General features: G+C 60.1%; 21 protein-coding genes. 8 read left to right on the top strand and 13 right to left on the bottom strand.

Features of this window, described 5'->3' with window-relative positions; translation table 11 throughout:
* Window positions 1-46 precede the first annotated feature (46 nt).
* The 3 genes from I6E74_RS05300 to manA all read right to left on the bottom strand — a co-directional run bounded on the left by I6E74_RS05300 (window position 47) and on the right by manA (window position 3,431).
* A complete protein-coding gene (locus tag I6E74_RS05300; RefSeq protein ID WP_197123728.1) occupies window positions 47-994 on the bottom strand; it encodes a GDP-mannose 4,6-dehydratase in 948 nt (315 codons plus the stop codon).
* Window positions 991-1,980, bottom strand: a complete 990-nt coding sequence (locus tag I6E74_RS05295; RefSeq protein ID WP_197123726.1) for a GDP-mannose 4,6-dehydratase — start codon at window positions 1,978-1,980, stop codon at window positions 991-993. The genes I6E74_RS05300 and I6E74_RS05295 overlap by 4 nt, the downstream gene beginning before the upstream one ends.
* Before the next feature lie 266 nt (window positions 1,981-2,246).
* Window positions 2,247-3,431, bottom strand: coding sequence for a mannose-6-phosphate isomerase, class I (gene manA / locus I6E74_RS05290; RefSeq protein WP_197123724.1), 1,185 nt, complete (start codon window positions 3,429-3,431; stop codon window positions 2,247-2,249).
* A gap of 108 nt (window positions 3,432-3,539) precedes the next feature.
* Between manA and I6E74_RS05285 the strand changes: the two genes are divergently transcribed.
* From I6E74_RS05285 to I6E74_RS05275, 3 genes are read left to right on the top strand one after another with little or no spacing between them, the layout of a single operon-like run.
* Window positions 3,540-4,724 carry an acyl-CoA dehydrogenase family protein gene (locus I6E74_RS05285; RefSeq protein WP_197123722.1) on the top strand — a complete coding sequence of 395 codons (1,185 nt, stop codon included), beginning with the start codon at window positions 3,540-3,542 and terminating at the stop codon, window positions 4,722-4,724.
* A gap of 9 nt (window positions 4,725-4,733) precedes the next feature.
* A complete protein-coding gene (locus I6E74_RS05280) occupies window positions 4,734-6,062 on the top strand; it encodes an O-antigen ligase (RefSeq protein WP_197123720.1) in 1,329 nt (442 codons plus the stop codon).
* Complete coding sequence (locus I6E74_RS05275; RefSeq protein ID WP_197123719.1) at window positions 6,059-7,357, top strand: O-antigen ligase; 1,299 nt, start codon at window positions 6,059-6,061, stop codon at window positions 7,355-7,357. Before I6E74_RS05280 ends, I6E74_RS05275 begins: the two co-directional genes overlap by 4 nt.
* A 3-nt stretch (window positions 7,358-7,360) precedes the next feature.
* Here I6E74_RS05275 and galE read toward each other — a convergent pair whose 3' ends face one another.
* The 3 genes from galE to I6E74_RS05260 all read right to left on the bottom strand — a co-directional run bounded on the left by galE (window position 7,361) and on the right by I6E74_RS05260 (window position 10,481).
* A complete protein-coding gene (galE, locus tag I6E74_RS05270) occupies window positions 7,361-8,329 on the bottom strand; it encodes a UDP-glucose 4-epimerase GalE (RefSeq protein WP_197123718.1) in 969 nt (322 codons plus the stop codon).
* A gap of 16 nt (window positions 8,330-8,345) precedes the next feature.
* On the bottom strand, window positions 8,346-10,073 hold the full coding sequence (locus I6E74_RS05265; protein ID WP_197123717.1) for a cell wall-binding repeat-containing protein: 1,728 nt from the start codon (window positions 10,071-10,073) through the stop codon (window positions 8,346-8,348).
* A gap of 222 nt (window positions 10,074-10,295) precedes the next feature.
* Window positions 10,296-10,481 (bottom strand): hypothetical protein, encoded by a 186-nt coding sequence (locus tag I6E74_RS05260; protein ID WP_197123716.1) that lies wholly within the window; start codon window positions 10,479-10,481, stop codon window positions 10,296-10,298.
* A 118-nt stretch (window positions 10,482-10,599) separates the two neighbouring features.
* Between I6E74_RS05260 and I6E74_RS05255 the strand changes: the two genes are divergently transcribed.
* From I6E74_RS05255 to I6E74_RS05245, 3 genes are read left to right on the top strand one after another with little or no spacing between them, the layout of a single operon-like run.
* Window positions 10,600-11,211 carry an acyltransferase gene (locus I6E74_RS05255; protein WP_197123715.1) on the top strand — a complete coding sequence of 204 codons (612 nt, stop codon included), beginning with the start codon at window positions 10,600-10,602 and terminating at the stop codon, window positions 11,209-11,211.
* On the top strand, window positions 11,208-12,284 hold the full coding sequence (locus I6E74_RS05250; RefSeq protein ID WP_197123714.1) for a DegT/DnrJ/EryC1/StrS aminotransferase family protein: 1,077 nt from the start codon (window positions 11,208-11,210) through the stop codon (window positions 12,282-12,284). Before I6E74_RS05255 ends, I6E74_RS05250 begins: the two co-directional genes overlap by 4 nt.
* Window positions 12,284-13,270 (top strand): Gfo/Idh/MocA family protein, encoded by a 987-nt coding sequence (locus I6E74_RS05245; RefSeq protein WP_197123712.1) that lies wholly within the window; start codon window positions 12,284-12,286, stop codon window positions 13,268-13,270. The genes I6E74_RS05250 and I6E74_RS05245 overlap by 1 nt, the downstream gene beginning before the upstream one ends.
* Window positions 13,271-13,337: 67 nt before the next feature.
* On the opposite strand, the gene I6E74_RS05240 is transcribed toward I6E74_RS05245, so the two are convergent.
* The 3 genes from I6E74_RS05240 to I6E74_RS05230 form a co-directional block, all read right to left on the bottom strand.
* Window positions 13,338-13,718, bottom strand: a complete 381-nt coding sequence (locus I6E74_RS05240) for a DUF2304 domain-containing protein (RefSeq protein WP_197123710.1) — start codon at window positions 13,716-13,718, stop codon at window positions 13,338-13,340.
* 6 nt (window positions 13,719-13,724) lie between these two features.
* Entirely contained in the window at window positions 13,725-14,390 is a 666-nt protein-coding gene (locus tag I6E74_RS05235) for a glycosyltransferase family 2 protein (protein WP_197123708.1), read from the bottom strand.
* Window positions 14,391-14,600: 210 nt separating this feature from the next.
* Entirely contained in the window at window positions 14,601-15,764 is a 1,164-nt protein-coding gene (locus I6E74_RS05230; RefSeq protein ID WP_307784389.1) for a hypothetical protein, read from the bottom strand.
* Between the two features lie 91 nt (window positions 15,765-15,855).
* Here I6E74_RS05230 and I6E74_RS05225 point away from each other — a divergent pair, with 91 nt between their 5' ends.
* Window positions 15,856-17,016, top strand: coding sequence for a glycosyltransferase (locus tag I6E74_RS05225; RefSeq protein ID WP_197123706.1), 1,161 nt, complete (start codon window positions 15,856-15,858; stop codon window positions 17,014-17,016).
* Window positions 17,013-17,876 carry a glycosyltransferase family 2 protein gene (locus I6E74_RS05220; RefSeq protein ID WP_197123704.1) on the top strand — a complete coding sequence of 288 codons (864 nt, stop codon included), beginning with the start codon at window positions 17,013-17,015 and terminating at the stop codon, window positions 17,874-17,876. The genes I6E74_RS05225 and I6E74_RS05220 overlap by 4 nt, the downstream gene beginning before the upstream one ends.
* 40 nt (window positions 17,877-17,916) lie before the next feature.
* Here I6E74_RS05220 and I6E74_RS05215 read toward each other — a convergent pair whose 3' ends face one another.
* Genes I6E74_RS05215 through I6E74_RS05200 form a run of 4 tightly spaced genes read right to left on the bottom strand, consistent with a single transcriptional unit; the run spans window position 17,917 to window position 22,187 of the window.
* Window positions 17,917-19,053 (bottom strand): glycosyltransferase family 1 protein, encoded by a 1,137-nt coding sequence (locus tag I6E74_RS05215; protein WP_197123702.1) that lies wholly within the window; start codon window positions 19,051-19,053, stop codon window positions 17,917-17,919.
* Complete coding sequence (locus tag I6E74_RS05210) at window positions 19,050-20,843, bottom strand: ABC transporter ATP-binding protein (protein WP_197123700.1); 1,794 nt, start codon at window positions 20,841-20,843, stop codon at window positions 19,050-19,052. Before I6E74_RS05210 ends, I6E74_RS05215 begins: the two co-directional genes overlap by 4 nt.
* A complete protein-coding gene (locus tag I6E74_RS05205; RefSeq protein WP_197123698.1) occupies window positions 20,840-22,018 on the bottom strand; it encodes a hypothetical protein in 1,179 nt (392 codons plus the stop codon). The genes I6E74_RS05210 and I6E74_RS05205 overlap by 4 nt, the downstream gene beginning before the upstream one ends.
* Window positions 22,011-22,187 (bottom strand): hypothetical protein, encoded by a 177-nt coding sequence (locus I6E74_RS05200; RefSeq protein ID WP_197123697.1) that lies wholly within the window; start codon window positions 22,185-22,187, stop codon window positions 22,011-22,013. Before I6E74_RS05200 ends, I6E74_RS05205 begins: the two co-directional genes overlap by 8 nt.
* Window positions 22,188-22,362 lie beyond the last annotated feature (175 nt).

The raw sequence follows: 22,362 nt of genomic DNA, 5'->3' as shown, positions 1-22,362 counted from the left end.
ATTGCCTCGACTACGAGTTAAGGGTTATGGCGCGCCGTGACTTAAATTAACTCAGCAAAGCGAGATCGTGGTCGACCATCGCCGCCACAATTTCATCAAACCCAACCTGTGGAGTCCAACCTAGGATCCGCTGAGCCTTGCTCGCATCCCCCAGTTGTAGGGCAGCATCCCCCGTGCGCAGCAAAGAATCGGAGACTGTCAGGCGCTCAGACCAGTCGTCGACGCCCGCCCGCTCAAATGCAGCGGCCACGAAATCTCGCACGGAATGGGAAACTCCCGTCGCAATCACGAAATCATCGGCCTGCGGATGCTGCGCTGCTCTAACGAGCGCATCAGCGTAATCCGGCGCCCAGCCCCAATCGCGGCGGGCATCCAGATTTCCGAGTTCAAGGGTGTCTTGCAGCCCACGCGAAATTCGTGCAGCAGCCGCAGTGATCTTTCGCGTCACAAACGTTTCGGGTCGACGCGGCGACTCGTGGTTGTACAAAATCACAGAAGAGGCCGCAACGCCGGCAGTGCGGTACGCCCCGACGAGTCCGTGAGCATAGGCCTTAGCGGCGCCATAGGGGCTTGTGGGGCGCACTGGAGTGCTCTCGTTCTGCGGAGAGACGCTTGGCGTGCCGAAGATCTCCGCGCTCGAGGCTTGAACGAAGCGGATGTCGGCGTCGCCGCGGTCGTGAATCTTCTTAACCGCTGCGAGCATTTCTGCCACGACCGCGCCGTTCAGTCGCGCAGTGAGGGTCGGATTCTGCCACGACTGGTACACGGAGCTCAGCGCTGCCAGGTTGTAGATCTCGTTCGGTTGCAGTTCTTCGATGAGCTCGCCGATCGCACTGTCTGCCGCCAGATCGAGCTCATGGGCGACAACTCCCGGCGTCACGAGTTCACCGGACTCACGGGTGACGCCGTGCACCTCGTAGCCCTGCGCGAGCAGAAGTTCGGCGAGATACGAGCCGTCTTGGCCGGTAACGCCGGTGATCAGTGCACGAGTCACGAGAGACCGGCGAGCGTTTTCTGTTCGGCAAGGTCAGCTTCGACCATCATCGCGACGAGCTCGGGGAATTTGACGCGCGGCTCCCAGCCGAGTTTTTCTTTCGCCTTCGCCGAGTTGCCCACCAGCAGGTCGACCTCGGCGGGCCGCATGAAGCGCTCGTCCAAGGTGACGTAGTTGGTCCAGTCGTCAATTCCTACCGCGGCGAAAGCGAAGTCGAGAAGCACTCGGATGCTCTGCGTCTCTCCCGTCGAAATGACGTAGTCGTCTGCCTCATCCTGCTGCAGCATCAGCCACATTGCTTCCACGTAGTCGCCGGCGAAGCCCCAGTCACGCTGAGCATCAATGTTGCCGAGGGTGAGAGTGTCTTGGAGCCCTAGCGAGATTCGCGCAACGGCTCGGGTAACTTTGCGGGTCACAAACTCCGGGCCGCGGCGCGGGGATTCGTGGTTGAACAGCACGCCAGACGAAGCGTGCATGCCATAGGACTCGCGATAGTTGATGGTCATGTAGTGGCCGTAGACCTTGGCAACCCCATACGGCGAGCGCGGCCAGAGCAGGGTGTCTTCGTCTTGCGGAACAGTCTGGACCTTGCCAAACATCTCAGAGCTGGATGCCTGGTAGAACCGAACTTCTTGGCCGGTAGCGGCAGTGTGCAGTCGCACCGCCTCGAGCGCGTTGAGCACGCCCATTCCGGTAACTTCACTGGTGAGGTGCGCGTTCTCCCACGAGTATGCGACGAAAGAAATAGCGCCGAGGTTGTAGAACTCGTCGGGCTGTGCAACGCTCATGGCGCGCATGAGGCTCGACAGGTCGGTGAGGTCCCCCGTGAGAATTTCAACATCCGGAATCACTCGCTCAAGCAGTTCGCGTTTCGGGTTGTTCTGGCCCCGCATGAGGCCGAAAACTTTGTAGCCCTTCGAGAGCAATAGCTCAGCAAGGTACAACCCGTCTTGGCCGGTGATTCCGGTAATGAATGCGCGCTTCATAGTGATCTCTCTTGCTTGCGGCCAGCTCTGCCTAGGTTCCGAGCCAACACGTCGGCCGAAGTAACGCTACTGGAACTTCAACGGTCGTGCAGGGGCGGCAGGCGGCCGCTCGGCTTCGACCTCGGTGGGGACAGCATCCGACTTCGTCATCACCACGATGAGCACGCCATCCTTCACGCGCAACCGCTAGACGAACAGCGCTTGAATGCGCACCGAGACAGTCTCACCAATGGCAAGCCCTCCACGCGCCTCCAGCGACAGCAACACTATTGCGTTGCCGCCACAAACAACTGACCGGCGCCCCTCACCGTGAGCACACTCTCATCGCCCGTCACGAATACTGTTTCCCCGCGCGAGAGCGACGTTGAGTTCTCGCTACCGTCGACAACGAATTGCCCGGCCGTACACAACAGGATTGCCGCACTGTGCAGCTCGAGCGTCGCATCCTTGGCCACTTCAAGAAGCTGGAAGTCACGCACGGGCGGCCGGAACACTCGTGCTGTTGCCCCGACGGGCTCGGGGGCCAGATAGGGCACCGGGCTCGCCGAGAAGTCGAGAACGCTTAATAGTTCGGGAACATCAACGTGCTTCGGCGTGAGTCCACCGCGCAGCACGTTGTCAGACGACGCCATGAGCTCAATGCCCAGCCCCCGCAGATAGGCGTGGATGTTGCCCGCAGGTAAAAACAGCGCCTCGCCCTTGGCGAGCGTCACATGGTTCAACATCAACGAAATCAACACGCCCGGGTCGCCGGCGTAGTAGCCGGCAAGCGTGCGCACGAGGGCGAATTCGTTGCTCGCTTTGTCAGCTTCGGCGAGCGCGGTAACCCGCTCCACGAGCTCCGGCACTGGCTGCGCGGCAGAAATGAGCCACTCGAACATCGCCCGCAAGTCGGAGTCAGCGCGAGCGAAAGCCAACCACTCGGTGAACAAGGCCGGGTGCGGGGCGCTACTGGCGGCATCCAATTCAGCAAGGCGATCGATGGATGCTCGGGTGTCGGCCATCGAGCGAAAACCGCACAGCGCCTCAAATGTGTCACTCACGGCAACGATAAGTTCTGGCTTAGCGGACGCGTCTTTGTAGTTGCGGAATGGCGCCGTCAACGGAATGCCTGCCGCGTTCTCACGCGCGAAGCCCTCAGCAGCCTGCTCGGGAGTGGGATGAGCTTGCAAGGAGAGCGGTGCTCCCGCAGCGAGCACCTTGAGCAGGAAGGGAAGCCGCTCGACTCCCTCGCCCACGACGTGCACGGCGTCGCGCTGGATCCACTCGTGCAGATCGCTCGCGCCTCCCGCCTGCGCGGGGTCGAGGATAACGCTGGGGCTCCCCGGGTGCGCACCGAGCCAGAGCTCCGCCTCGGGCTTTCCCGTCGGCTCCGTGCCCAGAAGCGCAGAGATTTCGCCAGCGGAGCCCCACGCGTAATCGCGAGGCGTATTAGTGATGCCTACAAACATTCAGTCCACTCTTCTCGAAGCGTTAGCCCAAAGTACCAACCGTCTAGAAACGACGCGTACTCACGCTTTAGGATCGCAGTGATTTCGATAAGCAATGGAGCGAAGACTATGTCATTTGAGACCCTCAGCAGCGACTTCTACGGCTACGAGAATGCGCTGACCGATCAGGAAAAAGACACCATCCTGAAGCTGCGCGCATTTCTCGATAAAGAGGTGCGCCCGATCGCCAATGATCTGTGGGCCAAGGCCGAGTTCTTCGATCGTGACGTGATCTTCAAGGGCCTCGCCGACCTCGGGCTCTTCGGTCTCCCGTGGGCTGAAACCCAGCCCTTCCCCAACTCGGCGGTCTTCCGCGGCTGGGTCGCCCTCGAGCTTGCTCGGGTAGACGCCAGCGTCGCCACACTGGTCGGAATGCAGAACGGTCTTGTCATGGGAGCGATCGGTGTGGCTGGCTCGCAAGAACAGCGCGACGAATGGCTGCCCAAGTTTGCCTCGGGTGAACTGCTCGGCGCCTTCGGCCTCACTGAGCCGCTCTCCGGCTCCGATACGGCACAGGGACTCCAGACCGTCGCCAAGCGCGAGGGTGACAACTGGATCATCAACGGTGCAAAGCGGTGGATCGGCAGCGGCTCAATCAGCGACGTCACGATCATCTGGGCACGCGACGAAGCCGACAACCAGGTCAAGGGCTTCATCGTTCCGACGAGCACCCCCGGCTACTCAGCCACCCGCATCGAGAACAAGCAGGCGCTGCGCATCGTGCAGAACGCAGACATTGTTCTTGAGGATGTCATCGTTCCGGAGTCGAACCGCCTGCAGAACTCCACATCGTTCCGCGACACCGCAGCAGTGTTGCGCCTTACTCGCGCCGAAGTGGCGTGGGCTGCAGTCGGAAACTCCATCGGAGCGTACGAAGCCGCCGTCAAATACACCGGCGAGCGCGTGCAGTTCGGCAAGACCATCAGCAGCCACCAACTCGTTCAAGAACACCTCGCCAAGAGCCTCGGTAACATCACTGCCTCCATCGGAATGGTTACTCGAGTTTCCGAAATGCTCGATGAGGGCATCCAGAAGGATGAGCATGCAGCCCTTGCCAAGGAATACACAGCAAGTCGGATGCGTGAGACTGTCGCTTGGTGCCGCGAAGTCCTCGGCGGCAACGGAATCGTTCTCGACTACGGAGTAATGCGCCACTTCGCTGATGCTGAAGCGATCTACTCCTATGAAGGAACTCGCGAAATGAACACGCTCATCGTGGGTCGCGCCATCACAGGCAAGGCAGCATTCGTCTAATCTTGCGTCATGCGACTTTTAGCAAGCCCCCGGGCGCGGGCGTGGTTTCTTAGCGCGTCGCTACTAGTCATTTTAGGCGGCGACGCCTGGCGCTACTCCTTCGGCTGGGGTGTTTTTGTCACCCTAGCCGTGGTGCTTGGCGCAGTGTCGCTGTACATTCTCATTGCCAACCGTCAGCAGTGGAGCATCGGTGGTCTCCCGTATCCGCTCATCGCATTCATGGCGCTGGCGACACTGTCAATTATCTGGTCATTTTATCCCGGCGCCACCGCGCTGGGATTGCTCAACACATGGCTGACAGTGATCGGCGCACTCGCCGTAGCAACCAGCTTCTCGTGGCAAGAAGTTCTCGATGCTACGGCACGAGCACTCCGCATTCTTCTCGGCTTATCGATCGCTTTTGAGCTAATCGTCGCGACCATCATTCGCCACCCCGTCGCTCCGCTCGCGCCGCAACCAGAGCTCACCGTGAACCCGGATGGCCCGCTGCCAATCATGTTGCTCTGGTCGCGTAACGTGCTCTTTGATGCCCTCGATGGCGGCCGTATCCAAGGCATCGTTGGCAACGCCAACCACTTAGGCTTTCTCGCGCTCCTCGCATTAATTGTGTTCGCTATCCAATGGGCTCAAGGCACCACGAAACGTTTCACATCGATCACATGGCTGGCGCTGGCTGGCCTAACGCTGTTCTTGGCGAGGTCGGCAACTGTCACGCTTGCACTGGTCGCCGTGATCGTTACGGCAACCGCGATCCTTATTATCCGTACTCGCCGCACGTCTCGATCGAGCGCCGTGGCTCAGATCACCTTTGTCGCACTCAGCGCCGCTGCCATCGCAGCGGCGCTGATGTTCCGTGAATCCGTTTTTGCGTTACTCAGCAAGAGCGAAGATCTCACCGGACGAGCCGAAATTTGGCAGAGCGTCAGCGAGCTTGCGCAACAACGACCCGGCTTCGGCTGGGGGTGGGTCAGCGTCTGGATGCCCTGGGCAGAGCCGTTCGCCGGTCTCGCGCAGCGCAACGGCGTTGTGCAGGTGCAGGCACACGATGCCTGGCTTGATATTTGGCTCCAGCTCGGATTCGTGGGCGTCGCCTTCTTTGGCGCGCTAGTGCTGACGACGCTGATTCGCACGTGGTCACTCGCCACTGACCGGCCCCAGCGCGCTGCCGGTGAACGACTGGCCTTCACCGCCGGCTCGGTCTGGCCCGTGCTCGTCATGATCGCCCTGGCCGTGCAATCGATCCCCGAAAGCCGCTTGCTTGGGGAATATGGCTTGTACCTACTTGTCATTATTGCGGTGAAGGCGAAACGCCCCGACTGGGCAGGAGTTCGTCAATGATTTCCCGCTCCGCCCTGAACACCGCAACGAATGCCGGCGCGGTGATCCTGTCGTCGCCTCGAACGTCCGCAGCGCTCAGCACTGTCGTCATCGGCACCACGGTAGCGGCATTCTTTCTGCGAACCGTTTTAGGCACTCCTGGCTTTCTCGCCGCCTTGGTGCTCCTCGTCGTGCTTGTCTCGCTGTCGGCATGGGCGCAGTGGAAGGATATTGGCTGGCGTGCCCTGGTGCCGATTTCACTCATCCTTTTCACGGGCTGGGTCTGGCTCTCCGTGGCATGGTCGCAGTACCGTGCGGAGAGCGTAGCGAGTGCGCTCTACTTGCTAATGCTCACCATTATGGGCATCTATATCGCCCTGGTGCGCGACACAATCCAAATCGTGCGGGCTTTTGGTGATGTGCTGAGGGCAGCTCTCGTGGTCTCTCTGGTTTTTGAGATTCTCACGGGCCTCATTTTCGATTCCTCGTTAGATGCGCTTCTGATCCAAGGAAATCTGGGCACAGCGGAACCAATCCAAGGTATTTTCGGCACTCGGAATAATCTCGGCATGATCGCCCTCATCGCGTTCATCACCTTCGCGATCGAATACTCAACACGATCCGTCGAACGCAATCTCGCGATCGGTTCACTCATTACAGCGGCGCTAGTTCTCTTGCTGTCGCAGTCTCCGCTCGCCCTCGGGGCTGGGCTAATCATTGCCGCTGCCACCGGCGCGCTTGTTGCTCTGCGCCGAGTTCCGTCCGGGCGCCGACGCTATTGGCAGATACTTCTGATGGCATTCACCGCGGCCACCCTGCTCCTGAGCTGGCTTTCTCGAACAACAATCGTGGCGTGGTTCGATGCGAGCGATGAACTCGCCTATCGAGTGGGCGTGTGGCGGCAGTTATGGACGCTAGAAGACAATTATCGGCTCGAAGGTTGGGGCTGGATCGGTCCGTGGGATGCCACCGTCGCACCGTATCTCGCGTTCAGATCCTTTGATTCCCGGGTACCCGACTCCGCACACAACGCGTACCTCGATGTATGGTTCCAACTCGGCGTCGTCGGGTTTCTTATTTTTGTCGGACTGCTCGGCTTAGCTTTCACGCGCTCATGGCTTTTAGCCTCCCGTCGGCGCAGCATCGTCTTTGCCTGGCCCGCTCTCGTGCTACTGGCACTAGCTATCGGTGCACTTGCAGAGAGCTCGATCTTGACCGACTTCGGCTGGCTCACTTTCGTCGTGTGCTGCGTCAAAGCGTCGCGAGAGCTCAGCTGGCGCCGTGCACTCGACTCGAGTGTTTCGCCCGGAATTTAGGTTCTATCGCCGCGCAGACGCAGACTGACGAGCATCCCACGCTGAATTCACGATGTCCTCGACACCGAAGCGGGCACTCCACCCTGTGAACGCTTTGATCGCATTGATATCACCGACGATCGCCGCAGGATCACCCGCACGACGAGGTTGCACATCAGCCAATAGGCGCGTTCCTGACACCTCGATAAGAGCGTCGACGATCTCACGAACGCTCGTGCCTATTCCGGTGCCGACATTCAAAATGATGTTTCCCGGGTCGTGCGGAAGGGCATCCAAGACAGCCAGGTGCGCTTCAGCAACGTCCACGACATGGACGTAATCACGCACGCACGTGCCGTCTGCAGTGTCATAGTCGTCACCAAAAATTACGGGCGGCTGATTGTCGGCGATCCGATCAAGACAGATAGGAATTAAGTTGAAGGCCACCGTGTCTGCGAGCTCGGCGCTGCCGGCTCCTGCGACATTGAAGTAGCGCAGGCTGGCGGCCCTCAATGGCCAAGCCTCGGCCGCGGCTGTAATGATCTGCTCACCGACCAGCTTGGTGGCACCATACGGACTAATGGGCTGCGCTAGGGCAGCCTCTGAAATCGCACCTGAGGCATTGCCATACACCGCAGCAGACGACGAGAACACGAGCTTGTTGACACCCGCATTTTCCATCGCCATGAGCAACTTGGCGACTGCGCCCACGTTGTCGGCGTAGTAGAGAGCAGGCTTTGCCACGGATTCCCCCACTTGCTTGTGGGCAGCAAAGTGGATGACTGCATCGATCGTGTTATCTCGGAGCACAGCCTCGATCTCACTCACAGGCGCTGCCGCCAAATCCATCCTGACGAACGGCACATCGCGGATTCGATCAGCTTGTCCCGACCCGAGGTTATCGAGAACAACAACCTCGTCTCCGCGATCAACGAGCAGGCGGACAGTGTGGGCACCGATATAGCCGGCTCCGCCGGTAACGAGAACGCGCATGAAACCAGTCTAGGAGTTAGCAGGTGGTGAGTTTTGCGACTTTACTAGTCAACGCACTGGTGCCTCCGAGAAGCACGACTTTGGTCGCCCCGAGATCCACGATGTCTTGAAGCATTGCCTTCGGGACACAGGTCGTTTGCACGATGTAAAGCGGCACTGACTGCGCACCGGCGACCGCTGCACCAGAGAGCGCGTCAGGAAAGTTGTACCCGGATGCCAGATAAACCGTATGGGCATCGTCGAACGCAGCGTTATTGATTGCAGCCGACACAACGAATCGGTCGCTTCCGCCGATTCTCTCGACGTTGGATGAGCCCAGTAACGATTTGAGGCTCGATTCGATACCGCTGCTGACCGCTGCTGTACCGCCAGCAATCTTCACGCTCGTGATTCCCAGCTTCGTCAGCAGCGATTTCGTTGCCGAATCTAGCTTGGATGAATTGCCGGGAACCAGAATCACGGGGCTACCGTCGGCCGCGGCCGCGGAGCTCGCAGAAAGGGCATCAGCGAAAGTCGTTCCAGTGGCGATATACGCCGACGTCGTCGTACCTGCGGGGAAGGCAGATTCTGCAATCAGCCGCGAGGATTCGTACCGATCATCACCGGAAATACGCGAGATCTTTGGTGCATAACCAGCCAGACTGTTGTAGACAGTTTTCGAAACTGCTCCCGTGCCTCCGACAACAACTATCTCTGCTGGTTTCAGTCGTTTCAGTTCAGCACTGGTACTCGACGGAACACTGGACGATGCCACCAAAAGTAGGGGGCCATCGAATAGCGCCGCAGCAGCTGCCGCGCTCAAGGCATCGGGAAAGTCCGTTCCTGTTGCGACGTAGACGCGGTCGATACCGGAGTCGGGGTACGCCTTAGCGGAGAGTGCCGCTGAAACAACGAACCGGTCGTCTCCACTCACCCGAGAAACGGAAACATCAGGCGTGATGTCAGTGGGATTGCCGAACCACGAATAGTAGTAGTACCAGAAGTTGCGGTTTCCGTAGGAGGAACACTCATCGCCGACACCGCCAAGATTGGCTAACGCTGCGGCGTTGGGTACGTACGGCGTGTAGTTGTAGAGGGCCGCGGTGGCGTAGTTAGAAATCTTTACTGTCTTACTGCCGCAGGTGTTGTTACCCGGGTAGTAGGCGATGCTGAAGGTGCCAGGTTGCTTGGCGAAGTTAGCGGCCTTATAGGCCTTGAATTGACGGGTTCCCGTGAACACCTGAAAGCCGAAGCCTTGCGCATCCTCGGAGCAACCGGTGTCGTCGGGGCAACCATAGCCAAGCGCATTGTTGATGTTCCACGAGGTGGGGTTGGGGTTAGTGATCAGCCCTTGCTCTTTTTGCAAAGTCACCAAAATGACTTTCGCGCTGATTCCGCACGCGACCTGTGCCCGATAAATGATCGTCGAAGCTAGGAGGTTGTCTCCGCCCTTAATCTCGTTACAGATCAAGTTTCCGGTGGTCTGCGAGATTTCTTTCGCACGAGTCTCGACGTCTTGGCGCAGCGTCTTGAGCGCACCAGAATTCGCGTTCAAGAATGCCTGAATTTCACTCTGAGTCATCGCGGAACCGTCGTAGAACTCATCGTCGCTAATGATGTTTCCCGGGTCAAACTCGCTGCCGCTGATGGCATAAGCAGCGGTCGCCGGAGCTGAAACGACAGCACCTGTCGCCAGCATGGCTACAGCCGCGGCGATAGCCGCGACTCGGTAAATTCCGGCTCTGGCCGTCAAAAAAGTGTGCATTCTGCAATCCCCCAAGCAAACACGCGTTGTTACAGGATATGTCTAATGGGAAGAATGTGAAGACCCACTTTGAGTGGCACGGCGCGTGGCGCCGCACTTCGCCCCACACATGCGCTAGCTAAGAAACGCCCGCCGATCGTGAAGTCAGTGCACGAATCCCGCCCCAGAGCAGCGTACTTGATGAACTTTTCACGATCAGCACAGATCTCAAGAAGCGTCGCTTCAAGCGTCTTTGAACGGCGAAGCTGGGACGTGAGAGGCGTACAAGCCTGGTCCGCGCAGATCTGCTCCGTGCGAGAGTAAAGCGACGGCCACTCCAAGGGTGTGCAGTTCAGAAAGCTCGGTCACGACATCATTGCCGAAGTAGCCACCGAACAGTGGCGATTCAGCCTCGATAATTACGGACATACACGAGCGTCCCCTGCGCTCGAAGTACCCGCGGTGGCGATCGCCGAAGAGGTACTCCATTGAAAGAGCAAACGAATAGGATTGGCGTGTTCCCCACGACTAATTCTCTGGAGTGTGAATGCACCAAGTGAACCCCCTGCAGCACGACACCGCCGATGTCGCTGACAACGCTTCCATCGCCGCAACGGCGCGGGTTTGGCACTACGCACAAGTCCGAGAAAATGCATCGGTTGGCGAGAACTGCGTGATTGGCCGCGGAGCCTACGTGGGCAGCGGAGTCGAAGTCGGCGACAATTGCAAAATTCAGAATTACGCACTGGTCTATGAACCGGCCAAATTGGGTCGCGGCGTGTTCATCGGGCCGGCCGTTGTGCTTACCAACGACCATTTTCCTCGCGCAATCAACGCTGATGGTTCTGCCAAATCGGCTCATGATTGGAAACCGGTCGGCGTCGATATTCGCGAGGGGGCGTCAATTGGTGCCAACAGCACGTGCATCGCACCACTCGTGATCGGCCGTTGGGCGCTCGTCGGCGCAGGCTCAGTAGTCGTCAAAGATGTTCCAGAGTTTGCGTTGGTGGTCGGCAGTCCCGCTCGCCGCATCGGCTGGGTGGGTACGTCCGGGCATCCGCTCACTGAAATTTCACCAAGCCTGTGGGAGTGCCCGGTTACCGGCGCCCGCTATCAAGAAACCGCTACCGACCTTCTGATTGAGGTGCAAGATTCGTGATCCCCGCAGCTAGGCCCCAAATCGGCCAAGACGAACGCGATGCCGTTGACCGTGTGATGAGTTCTGGCATGCTCGCGCAGGGTCCGGAAGTCTCTGCCTTTGAGACTGAGTTTTCGGCGATCGTTGGCGGAGCGCAGTGCGTTGCAGTCAATTCGGGTACGTCTGCGTTGCACATGGCGTTTGTCGCGGCCGGAATCGGTGCTGGCGACGAAGTAATCGTCCCGTCGTTCAGCTTTGCGGCAACCGCCAACGCCGTTGCGCTCGCGGGTGCCACTCCCGTGTTCGTTGACATCGAGCGGGATTACTTCTCGATGGATCCCGCCGCGGTTGAAGCCGCCATTACGTCGCGAACGAAAGCGATTATGCCGGTGCATCTCTACGGGCATCCGGCACTCATGGTTGAACTGAGCGCAATCGCCGCCACACACGATCTCTTGGTCTTTGAAGACGCAGCCCAAGCGCACGCGGCGTCGGTCAACGGCATTCCGGTCGGTAAATGGGGAATTGCTGGCTCGTTCTCCTTCTACCCGACGAAGAATATGACCTCCGGCGAAGGTGGCATGATCACAACATCTTCCGATGAGCTCGCCCGGGTTGCACGATTGCTTCGCAATCAGGGAATGGAACGTCGTTACGAGAACGAAGTCGTGGGATTCAATACCCGCATGACAGACATTCACGCGTCGATTGGCCGCGTACAGCTGACCAAGCTGGCCGGCTGGACCGCACAACGTCAAGCCAACGCCGCGTTTTTCGACGAGCATCTCAGTGGCGTCATCACACCTCCGGTCGCCGCTGGCTCCGTACACGTTTATCACCAGTACACGATTCGGGTAGTCGATCAGGATCGCGACGCTTTCGCTGCGGCTCTTGCCGAACGCGGCGTAGGCACCGGGGTGTACTACCCCACCCCCATCCACCAGCTGCCCTCGTTCAAGCTCGATCTCGACCTTCCGGTGACGGCCGAAGTCGCCACTCAAGCTTTGTCATTGCCCGTGTACCCATCCCTTACCGAAGCGGAACGCGAAACGATCGTGAATGCCGTCAATGACGTAGCAAAGGCAGGCAGCTAATGACGCTTCGCGCAGGTGTACTCGGACTCGGCGTCATGGGGCGCCACCACAGCCGTGTTCTCAATGAGCTTGAGGGCGTCGAATTCAAGGGTGTTTATGACCCCTCGGATGCCGTGCCGTCGCACATCGAAGGCAAGCCCGTGGTTCGCGATCTCGACACTTTCCTCGACATGGGCTTCGATTACTGCGTCGTCGCGGCGCCCACGATTTACCACTTGGAGATCGGCACGATGCTCGCAAGCCGCGGCATTCACGCGCTGATCGAGAAACCTGTTGCATCCACCTCTGAAGCAGCATTCGAATTGCGCGATCTCTTTGACGAGGCCGGCCTGGTCGGCGGTGTTGGCCACATTGAGCGCTACAACCCTGCACTCCAGTCGGCGCGCCAGCGGATCCAAGACGGATTGCTCGGTGAGATTTACCAGGTGACGACTCGTCGCCAAGGACCATTTCCCGGCCGCATTGCTGACGTGGGCGTCATCAAAGATCTCGCCACCCACGACATCGATCTGACCGCCTGGGTTACTCAGCAGGAATACGTCTCGATAAATGCACGCACCACGTTCCGCAGTGGTCGCGAGCACGAAGACATGGTTCTGGCCGTTGGCACGCTCAGCAAAGGCACCATTGTTAGCCACACGGTCAACTGGCTTACGCCCTTCAAAGAGCGCACGACGATAATCACGGGGGAACATGGCTCTCTCGTCGCCGATACGCTCACGGCCGATCTGACCTACTTCGAAAATGGCGTTCGCCATCACCAGTGGGATGACATTTCTCAGTTCCGCGGAGTGAGCGAAGGCGACGTTACTCGTTTTGCTCTCGATAAGAAGGAACCGCTTCGTGCTGAGCACGAAGCGTTCCGCGATGCAGTGCTGTCAGGGGACACGAGTGCGATTGTGACGCTGGCACAGGGTGCCGCAGTAGTCGCCACAGCTGAGAAGTTTGTTGCGGATGGCCTCGAGCATCGTCTCTCAACGATCTAGCTTCTCTCCCACCGGTTTGATGGCCGGTCGATGGCCCCGCGGAATGCTGCGGGGCCTCTAGGCGGCGCTACTTGTCGCCGTCGGCCGCCGGAGGCTCGGGAACCTCTGACGAATTCTGCTGGTTATCGGCGCGCGCCAACGCGACCTGCCGAGCCATCGCTGTGAGGTCATTTTCGAGACGACGAAAACGGCGGTACGTCGTTGCCGCGACGCCCAAGAAAGCCAGCACGGTGATGTAGAGCAACAGGTCGGTTCCTCGACCGACGCCGAGCAGACGCGCGGCGAACGTCCACACTTGAGGAACGAAGATGGATGATCCTGCCGCCACGATGAACAGCAACATGAAGATCCGTTGGATCGCTTGATTGCGTGCTCCCCCGCCACGCAACATAACGATCGCGACGACGATAACGGCAATGATCGCAAGGATCTGAAAGATGATGGTCACGATGCCCTACTTGAAGATAATTTCGACGAGGATATTGATGGCGTTAAGCACCGACTGCCCCTTGCTTTTGGAGTACTCGGTGTAAACGATGTGCGTGGGGTGCTCGGCCCACGTCGCTTTGTGCAGACTGATTTGATCGACGAGTTCTGACGCGTGCGCCATGCGGTTCTGTCGCAGCTGAAGCTTGAAGATCATGTCGCGTGAGATGACCCTCAGTCCGTTGTGCGCGTCGGTGAGCGCCATTCCGGTCGTGATTCTGGTGTAGCCCGTAGCCAGACGAAGAACAAACCTTTTCAGGCCGCTCATGTCGGTGCGATTGTCGAGAAAACGCGACCCGATGACGATGTCGAGCTTCTCATCGCGCAGGCGTTGCACCATGTCAAGCGCATCCTGAACCTGATGCTGGCCATCGGCGTCGAAGGTAACGACTTCCGTCATCTCCGGAATCAAACGAACGAATTCAAAACCGGTCTGCAAACTCGCGCCCTGACCAAGATTGATCGGATGCTGCACCACGATGGCGCCAGCCGATCGAGCTTGCGCTGCGGAGTCGTCGGTAGAGCAGTCGTCAACACAGACCACATGAGGAAGCGATTTTCTCAGTTCCTTAATCACGGACGCAATGACGCTTGCTTCGTTATACATCGGAACAACAACCCACGTTTGCGCCATGCAGCTAGTTTCGCACATTCTGTGTCGCGCAAACTCGATTCACGGGGGCTTTGACCACTATGTTGGCGGAGCCGATACGCAGTATCGAGCCTTTGATCGTGCGCGCAACCGGAGCGTGTTTATCCTGACGGCGGTCGCTAAGCGCCGCCACCCTGGCGTCCGCGCACACGCTCGCCTCGCGTACGCCAAGGACCGCGAAGCTCTACCCTGCTAGTCCGCGAGCATGTCCTCCAACGCACTGCGTACGAATGCTGTCTGCACATCGAAGCTCAACGGCAGGGCCGCCGCTGCAGCCGCGTGCTTGTAGCGGTTCACTTGTTCCACAGTGAGCGATTCCATTGACGCTACGAGATCGTGCACATCGAAGGACTTACTCACGATGCCAAGACCATAATTCTCAAGCTCTCGAACCATCTCCTCACTTGGCCCGATCGCCATGCCGATGCGCGCCTGCACATAATCGAAAAACTTGTTCGGCAGCGTGAGCCGCGCATTCGTGTGGGTCGGTGGAATCCAAAAGATTCCGAGATCGTAGGCCGAGAGCGTGGCGGGGAGTTCGTCGGGGCGCACCGGATCGTGGAAGCGGATGCGATCCACCCCCTCGGCAATTGCTCGAAGTTCCGCGAGGTGCGCACCTCCGTCGGCGGCCGACACGAGGTACAGATCAAGACTGAAGCGCTCAGGGAGTTTACAAAACGCGAGGATCATTGTTTCGAGGCCGCGACCGCCGATCGCTGCACCGCTGTGCACACACCGAATACGGTCGTCTCGGCTTGCCTGCACTGGCAGCTCCATAAAGGGGCCCGCATTCGTCATGAGCTTGGCGTCCACTCCGAAACGTTCTCGATAGAGTTCGACGATTCCGTGAGAAACAGTGGTGACGAGCGCGGCCCGGTGCAGGTAGGTCTGGCAGAGATGCACCATGAACGGCGCAACGAGCAGCCGCCACGAAGTGATGTGTGTGCGTTCCTCGGGCGCCCACTCGTGCAAATCTGCCCACACTGGCGCAGTGCCCGCGAGTCGGAATCCGAGATCGAGTACCCGAGCATCGTTCGCAACGACGAGGTCCCAGCCGCCTTCGGGAGCGTCGAGCAGAGCCGCGTGCGCGAGCGCCCATTGAGCGGCAGGCGACGAGCACTCGGCGGCCTTATGCGCGTGGACGGCGAGCTTCGCTACTCCCAGCAGGGTCTGAGGCAGAGTCGTAAGCCCGTCGGGCACTTGTACATGCCGCGTCGCGCCGACAGGGGTCTCCCCGAAACCGACGGTAGTCACCTCCCCAAGTTGCGAGAGCAGATGAATCTGCCGCAGCACTCGAGCATCCCGTTCGATAGGGCTGAACGAGATGCAAAGGATCTGTTTCGCGGAGCTCGTCACGGTGCGAGTTTAGCGCGAACAGGGAAGGCTCACCGGTTAGAATTGTCTGAATCGGTCCGCCGGCCGACAGTATTTTTCATGAGGAGTACGGTTGCATCTAGTCGTCGTGTCGCGGATCTACCTCCCCGAGCCGTCGGCGGCGTCGTTCTTTCTCAGCGCTGTCGCCGATGAATTGAGTTCACGCAATCACGAGGTCACCGTACTCACCGCCGCCCCGCCGCGCGGCTACGCGATGCCGGAGCGAGCCGAGCGCATTCGCACGTTCCCGGTGCTCCGTGATCGCACAGGTTATGTGCGCGGTTATCTGCAGTACATGAGCTTCGACATCCCGGTTTTCTTCCGACTCCTCTTCACTAAACGTCCATCCGCAGTGCTCGTCGAGCCACCCCCAACGACCGGAGTGATGGTGCGTCTGGCGTGCTGGCTGCGCCGCATCCCCTACGTGTACGACGCCGCTGATCTCTGGTCCTTCGCTGCTGGACACGCAACGAGCTCGTCTCTCGTACTTCGCACACTCGAAGAGCTCGAACGCCGGGCGCTCAGCGGCGCACAGCGCATCGTCACCGTCTCCGACGAGGTGAAGGAGCGCATCGTCGCTTGGGGAGTCACTACCCCCATAACGACAACGGGCCGCGGCGCAGATACCTCGCAGTTTCATTACTCCCCCGCACCCTCGAAGCCCCTATTCCTCTACGCGGGGAGTTACTCAGCCTGGCACGGGGCCATCGTGCTCGCCGACGCGTTCGCCGAGTTTCTCACCTCGCATCCCGGGTTCACGCTCCGTTTTGTGGGTCACGGCAGCGAGCTCGAATCGATCCGCGAGCGTGCCGATCAGCTTGGCATCGCCGACGCAGTTGAGTTCGCCGATCCCGTCCCGCCTTCTGAACTCAACGCGCAGCTCAGCGCAGCAACGGCATCGCTCGCGACGCTACTGCCAGGCGGCGGATACGAGTTCGCATTCGCGACGAAAACATACTCATCATTGGCGAGCGGATGTCCAGTGATCTTTGCGGGCCCAGGCCCGACCGCCGCGTTCCTGGCGCGGGTCAACACCGAGGTGCACGCGGGAGCGCCGGTTGCCTACGATCCCGCGGCCATCGCGGCGGCGATGCGTGAGATTGCGGATGCACCGGCACCTCCCGCATCTCGCGAACGACTTGCCGCCTGGGCCGACGAACACGTATCGATGCGGGCGGCCGCGGAACGCGCCGCGGACGCGATCCTCGACGTCGCAAATGGAGCAACCGCATGAGCACCGACCTCACACTATCCGCGGTCGTTCCGTGTTTCAACGGGGAGGACACCCTCCCCCGGCAACTACGCGCACTCACCTCACAGCCGCGCGAGTTCCTGCACGAGATTATCGTGTCAAATAACATGTCGACCGACCGAACCTCGGAGATTATCGCGGAGTTCGCCGCCACAGACGACCGGGTGCGTGAAGTCTCGGCGGACCGCGCTCAGGGCGCGGTCTTTGCGCAAAACGACGGCGTGCGGGCGAGCACGGGCGACTTCATCATGTTGTGCGGTGCGGACGATGAGGTACAGCCGGGGTGGGCCGAGGGCTTCTACCACTCTGGCAAGAAGGGTTCAAAGATCACTGGCTGCGTCATCGTGCACTGTAGGGAATCGGGGGCGATCATTCGCGAAATTTCCTCGCTCACCGACTCCACGTGGCCAGGAATGATCTCGCTCGGCGGCGGGCAGGCTGGCTTCGCGCGCGAAGCGTTCGATACTGTAGGCGGGTTTGACGAGGCGTTCTCCGGGGCGGCGGAGGACACCGACCTGTTCTGGCGAATGCAGCTGGCAGGATACTCGATCGATTTTACTGAAGCCGCACGCTTCAAGTACTTCGCGCGTACGACACCCGCCGATATTCGGCGACAGCAGACCTCATATGGCACGGGCAAAGCACAGCTTTATGCCAAGCACCGCGGTGCCGGTATGCCGCGCCGGAGCTCCTATCTCGCGCCGATCATGCTCGGCGTAGCGTCGCTGCGCGCCCTTGCGTCACGGCCGGGCAGCGAGAAGCGCCTCACCGCCGCTTCGACCTTCGGCTACAACTGGGGCCACATCAGGGGATCGTTCCGCTACCGCTGTTGGTACCTCTGAGCCCTCGGGCCTGCCGGACCTGAGACGTCCGGTGCAGGCTCTACCCCAAGAGGCCCCGCACCGCGTCGAGCCATCCGGCCTGCTGAGCTTCCGAACTCAGCTCCTTGGCACCGGCGTGAGCGTTCGATTTCCAGCGAGCGACCTCACCCCGCTCGAGCTTGTCGAGCACCGCAACGATGTCTGCAACGTCGAAGCCTGCGGCTGCTACGCCGAGATCGTACTCCTGCAGCAGACGCTCCATATCGACGGTGGGCCCGATAACCATGCCCAGGCGCGCCTGCACGGAATCGAAAAACTTGTTCGGCAACGCGAGCCTGATGTTCGTGTTAGTCGGAGGCAGTATGTGCAGCCCCGCGTCATAGCGGTGCAATATATCGATGAGTTCATCGTGCGGCACCGGCGGGTGCAAGGTAACACGTTCGCCGAGTTGGGCAGCGCGGGCCTGCAGCTCGCGGCCGAACGGAGTCTCCTGCTGAGTGAGATACAGATCGAGCGTGACATTTGTGGACGACTGAGCGACGGCGTCCATCATCACCTCGGGCCGACGATTCCGCGCGGTAACGCCGGCGTGCACGAGACGAATCGGATCGCCGACCGGGGCTGGCGCGAGATCAGCACGGTACGGTGCAGCATTATGCACGACGCCACAATCAATACCGAAGCGCTCGCGATAGCATTTCGCGATCGTCCCGGAGACTGTGGTGGCCGCTGCCGCACGCGTGGCCTGGTTTGAGAGCACCCACTCTTGGTAAGGCTGACGCACTTTCACCCACACCGGTATATCGTCGTGCAGCCCCGGATAGTACTCGTGCAAATCAAGCAGCACCTTGGAGGGACCGACCATCGAGTAAGCGACCGGCAAGGTCTCGAGTTCATTCGCGAGCACAGCATCGAAGCGACGCCCGCGGAGTTTCGCTATCGCGTTCTTGCACCGCTCGTCGCCCGCGAACGCCGCCGCATACATCCGCAACCGCACGAATACAGCTTCACGGTACTTCGAAAAGGTGGACACCGCAGGATCAAGCCTGATGTGCTCGATGTCCTCGCGGACAGCTTTACCGTACCCACAGGTGACGACGTCGTAGTGCTCGGCGAACATCAGCGCCTGTTTCTTCACACGAGCATCGTTTACGAACTCGGTGAACGAAAGGATGAGTAGCGTCGGCCGTGCGCTCATAGTAGTCCAGCTAGCTCTGCCTGCAGCCGGAATTCGGGAACCTGCGCGACGACCTCCTCGAACGTGCCACTGCCCAAGATTTCGCCCTGATCGAGGTAGCAGATGCGGTCGTATTCGCGGATTGTCGCGAGCCTGTGCGCAACAGTGATGAAGGTAACTTCGCCCTGCAGCTCGCGCATCGACTCAGTCACGCGGTTCTCGGTCGCCGTGTCGAGAGCACTCGTCGCCTCATCCATCACGATAACCAATGGATCGGAGTACAGAGCTCGCGCAATGCCGAGCCGTTGCTGCTGGCCACCCGATATCGACGAGCCGCGTTCACCGATCCGCTCCTCGATTCCTGCACCGCGGCTGGCGAGCTCCTCGAGGTGCGCGCGTGCGAGCGCGGCGGTAACCCGGTCGGAATCGTAGTCGTCTTCCCACGTAAGGGCCACGTTCTGGGCGATCGACGCGTCGAAGAGCGCGACGCGCTGCGGAACGTACCCGACCCGTTGCCGCCACTGTCGCATGACAGTGTTCAGTTGCTCGTCGTCAATCCACATCGATCCGCTTGTAGGAACGCTTAGCCCGAGCAGAATATCGATGAGGGTCGATTTGCCTGATCCTGAAGGGCCCACGATGGCGAGGCTCGAGCCGAATGGCACAGTGAACGAGACATTTTTGAGCACATCGGCATCGGCGCCCGGATATCTAAAACACACGTTCTCTAGCGCGAGTTTCTGCGGTGCCACCGAAAGCTTGGCGGTGTCGGCGCGCTGTTCCTGCGCCGTGCTGTCGCCGCGCAGATCCGTGAGCTCCCGGATCACATCACGTGCGTACACCTCATTCGCGGATGCGGCGGTGAAGCTCGCCTGCACCTGGTTCATGGCTGGGATCATACGGAAGCCCGTCGCGGCGAATAACGAGATCGCGACCACAGCCTGCGCCGTGCCGTTCGCCCCTCCTCCACCGACGAGGTAGGCACTGCCCCCCACGATGAGGAACCCGCCGATGAGCGCGGACTCGAACACATACTTCGGGACGATGCCGAGGAACGAAATGTTTGCCCGCGCGCGGGTCGCAACCTTGCGGTTCTTCGAGACGACCCTGCCGACCTCTTCGAGCTTGTCGCGGAGCACGACCTCTTTGAGCGCTTCGACCATCTCTGTCATGACAGTCGCAACCTTGTAGGCGTAACCGCGGTTGTCGCGCCCTGCCGCTTGAGATCGACGAGTCACAACGAACAGCATGAATACCGCGATCAACGAGAGATATACGAAGGCGATGAGCGCAGTCAACGGCTGGGCGAAGACGAGAACGCCGAGCACCGCAACGAAGGTGAGTGCGTTGCCTGGTACCTGGGCAAGCGGCAAGATGAACCCGAGGTTGGTATTAGCCATCGAACTGTCGACGATGCGCGTCACCTCGGCGGTACTCAATTGCGAGCGCTTTAGCCAACTCGCGCGCGTGTATCCCTGAAATAGCTCGTCGCCGACCTGAAGTTCATACCGGGCGAAGCGGCGCGTCGCGTACCAGTGCAGCACGACCGCGAACACGCCCTTCAGAATGAAGAGTAGACAGATGACTGCGATGATCCACACGGTTGCAGAATCAGGCACCTCTCCGAGCACCGGAAGAACGACTGCGCCGCCGGTCACCAACGGAGTGACCACGAGCATGATGAGCGTGAGCGCGATGATGTCGAGGATTGCGAGCAGACTAGTCGCTATTGAGTACCAGACATAGTACGGTTTGGCACCCGCCGGCAGCACTGTGAACAGCTCATTGAGTGTGCGCCACAGATTCCTCATCGTGCTCCCCCCTCGACTCCATCGACCCACACCGCGAGCACACGGCCGCTCTTGTCCCCGTTGTGGATTCGAGTAACGAACCCCGGTCCGGCCGCCGCGCGCTCGAGCGCCTCGGCGGGCTCTGCGATTATACGGAGGATCGTCTCGCGCAGCGCTGCTGCTGAGGCCTCGATTATAGGAAGTTCTTCGCCGGTAAGCTCCGCGACTCGATCGCGGTGCGGCACGTGAGAGACAACGATGCGCCCGGCGGCCATCGCCTCGCAGGCCGCGACACCGTAGGGACCGCCACGGAACTGATCGAGAACGATGTCCGCCGATCGATAGAGTTCTGGCATCTCTGAGTGTGGAACCCCGCTCACACTCTGGTATCGGATGAGCCCCAGCTCGTGCAGCTCGCGCATACTCTCTTCGATGAGTTCAGTTCCTTTGATGAATGACTTAGAGGGCACGTGCACGACTTGAGGCACCCCGCCGTGACTGAGCGGGATCTGGCCCCCCGCCCACAGGGGCGGGTCGACAACCGTCGGCAACCACGTCGCGTGAGGAACATCGCTCAGTAAATCGACCGTCGAGACAAAGACTGGAGCCCCAGTCGCGGCAATCAGCTCTTGGCTACGACGGGTAACACCGCGCATCGTCTCCGCGAATTCTGGGCTAGATGCGAAGTAGGAGTCGGGTTCGACGGCCAGATGCCGATCGGGATCGCGGATGTCGGAGCCGTGGAAGATAAGACCCACTTGCACGCCACGAGCCGTGAGCGCCTGAGCTTGACCCGCCGCCGAGTTATAAAGGCGGCCCGCGACCCCGCGGTTCGATTCAATAAGCACAGCGCGATACTGCGTGAGCGCTTCGAACTGGGCGCGCTGCCACGAGCGCGAGAATGCCGCATAGCCAGCGTGGGCTGGGAGATCGACGGGGAACTTGAATGCGTCATCGGCAATGAGCTGCATGCTCGTCGCCCGCACGTCAGGTTTGGCCCGCTCAAACGAACGCGCCCACTGATACCCCTGTCCGGCACTGTTCGCGGGCCCGATGAGCACACGCTCTCCCTGATCACCAGTGGGGGCCGTGCCAGGTTTGCCGACGCCGCGCTGCGCGAGCTTCATCATTGTGAGGCCCTGGGCTGCTCGTGCCCGGAGGTTGCGGATCACATTCACCATAAAGTTCTTACGCACCAGCGGTCACATATTCGGCGCCAGCGTCCATGCTGCGCTCAAGGTCTTCCTCGCCGAGCGACAGGTGCGCGAGCGCAAATGGCACCTGCGACGCCACAACGGTCGACGACGGAACGACGACCTCAGTGCCGACGACTGGCTCGAAGGCTGGAATGAACTCGAGGGTCATGCGAGACCTTTCACGGAGTATGTTTGCTGAATTACGCTCGCCCCAAGAGTACCGCTTCGCACCTGCCGAACAGCAGACAGGCGCCGCTATACGCGGCTGGCCGACCGCCAACGTCCGTAGCCGTCGCGCTTTAGACTTGACTGCGCGTAAGCGTTGCGTCACACAACTCTAAGGA

Source organism: Salinibacterium sp. SWN139, from assembly GCF_015864625.1.
Lineage (GTDB): Bacteria > Actinomycetota > Actinomycetes > Actinomycetales > Microbacteriaceae > Rhodoglobus.
This window is presented reverse-complemented; position numbering and strand designations above follow the sequence as displayed.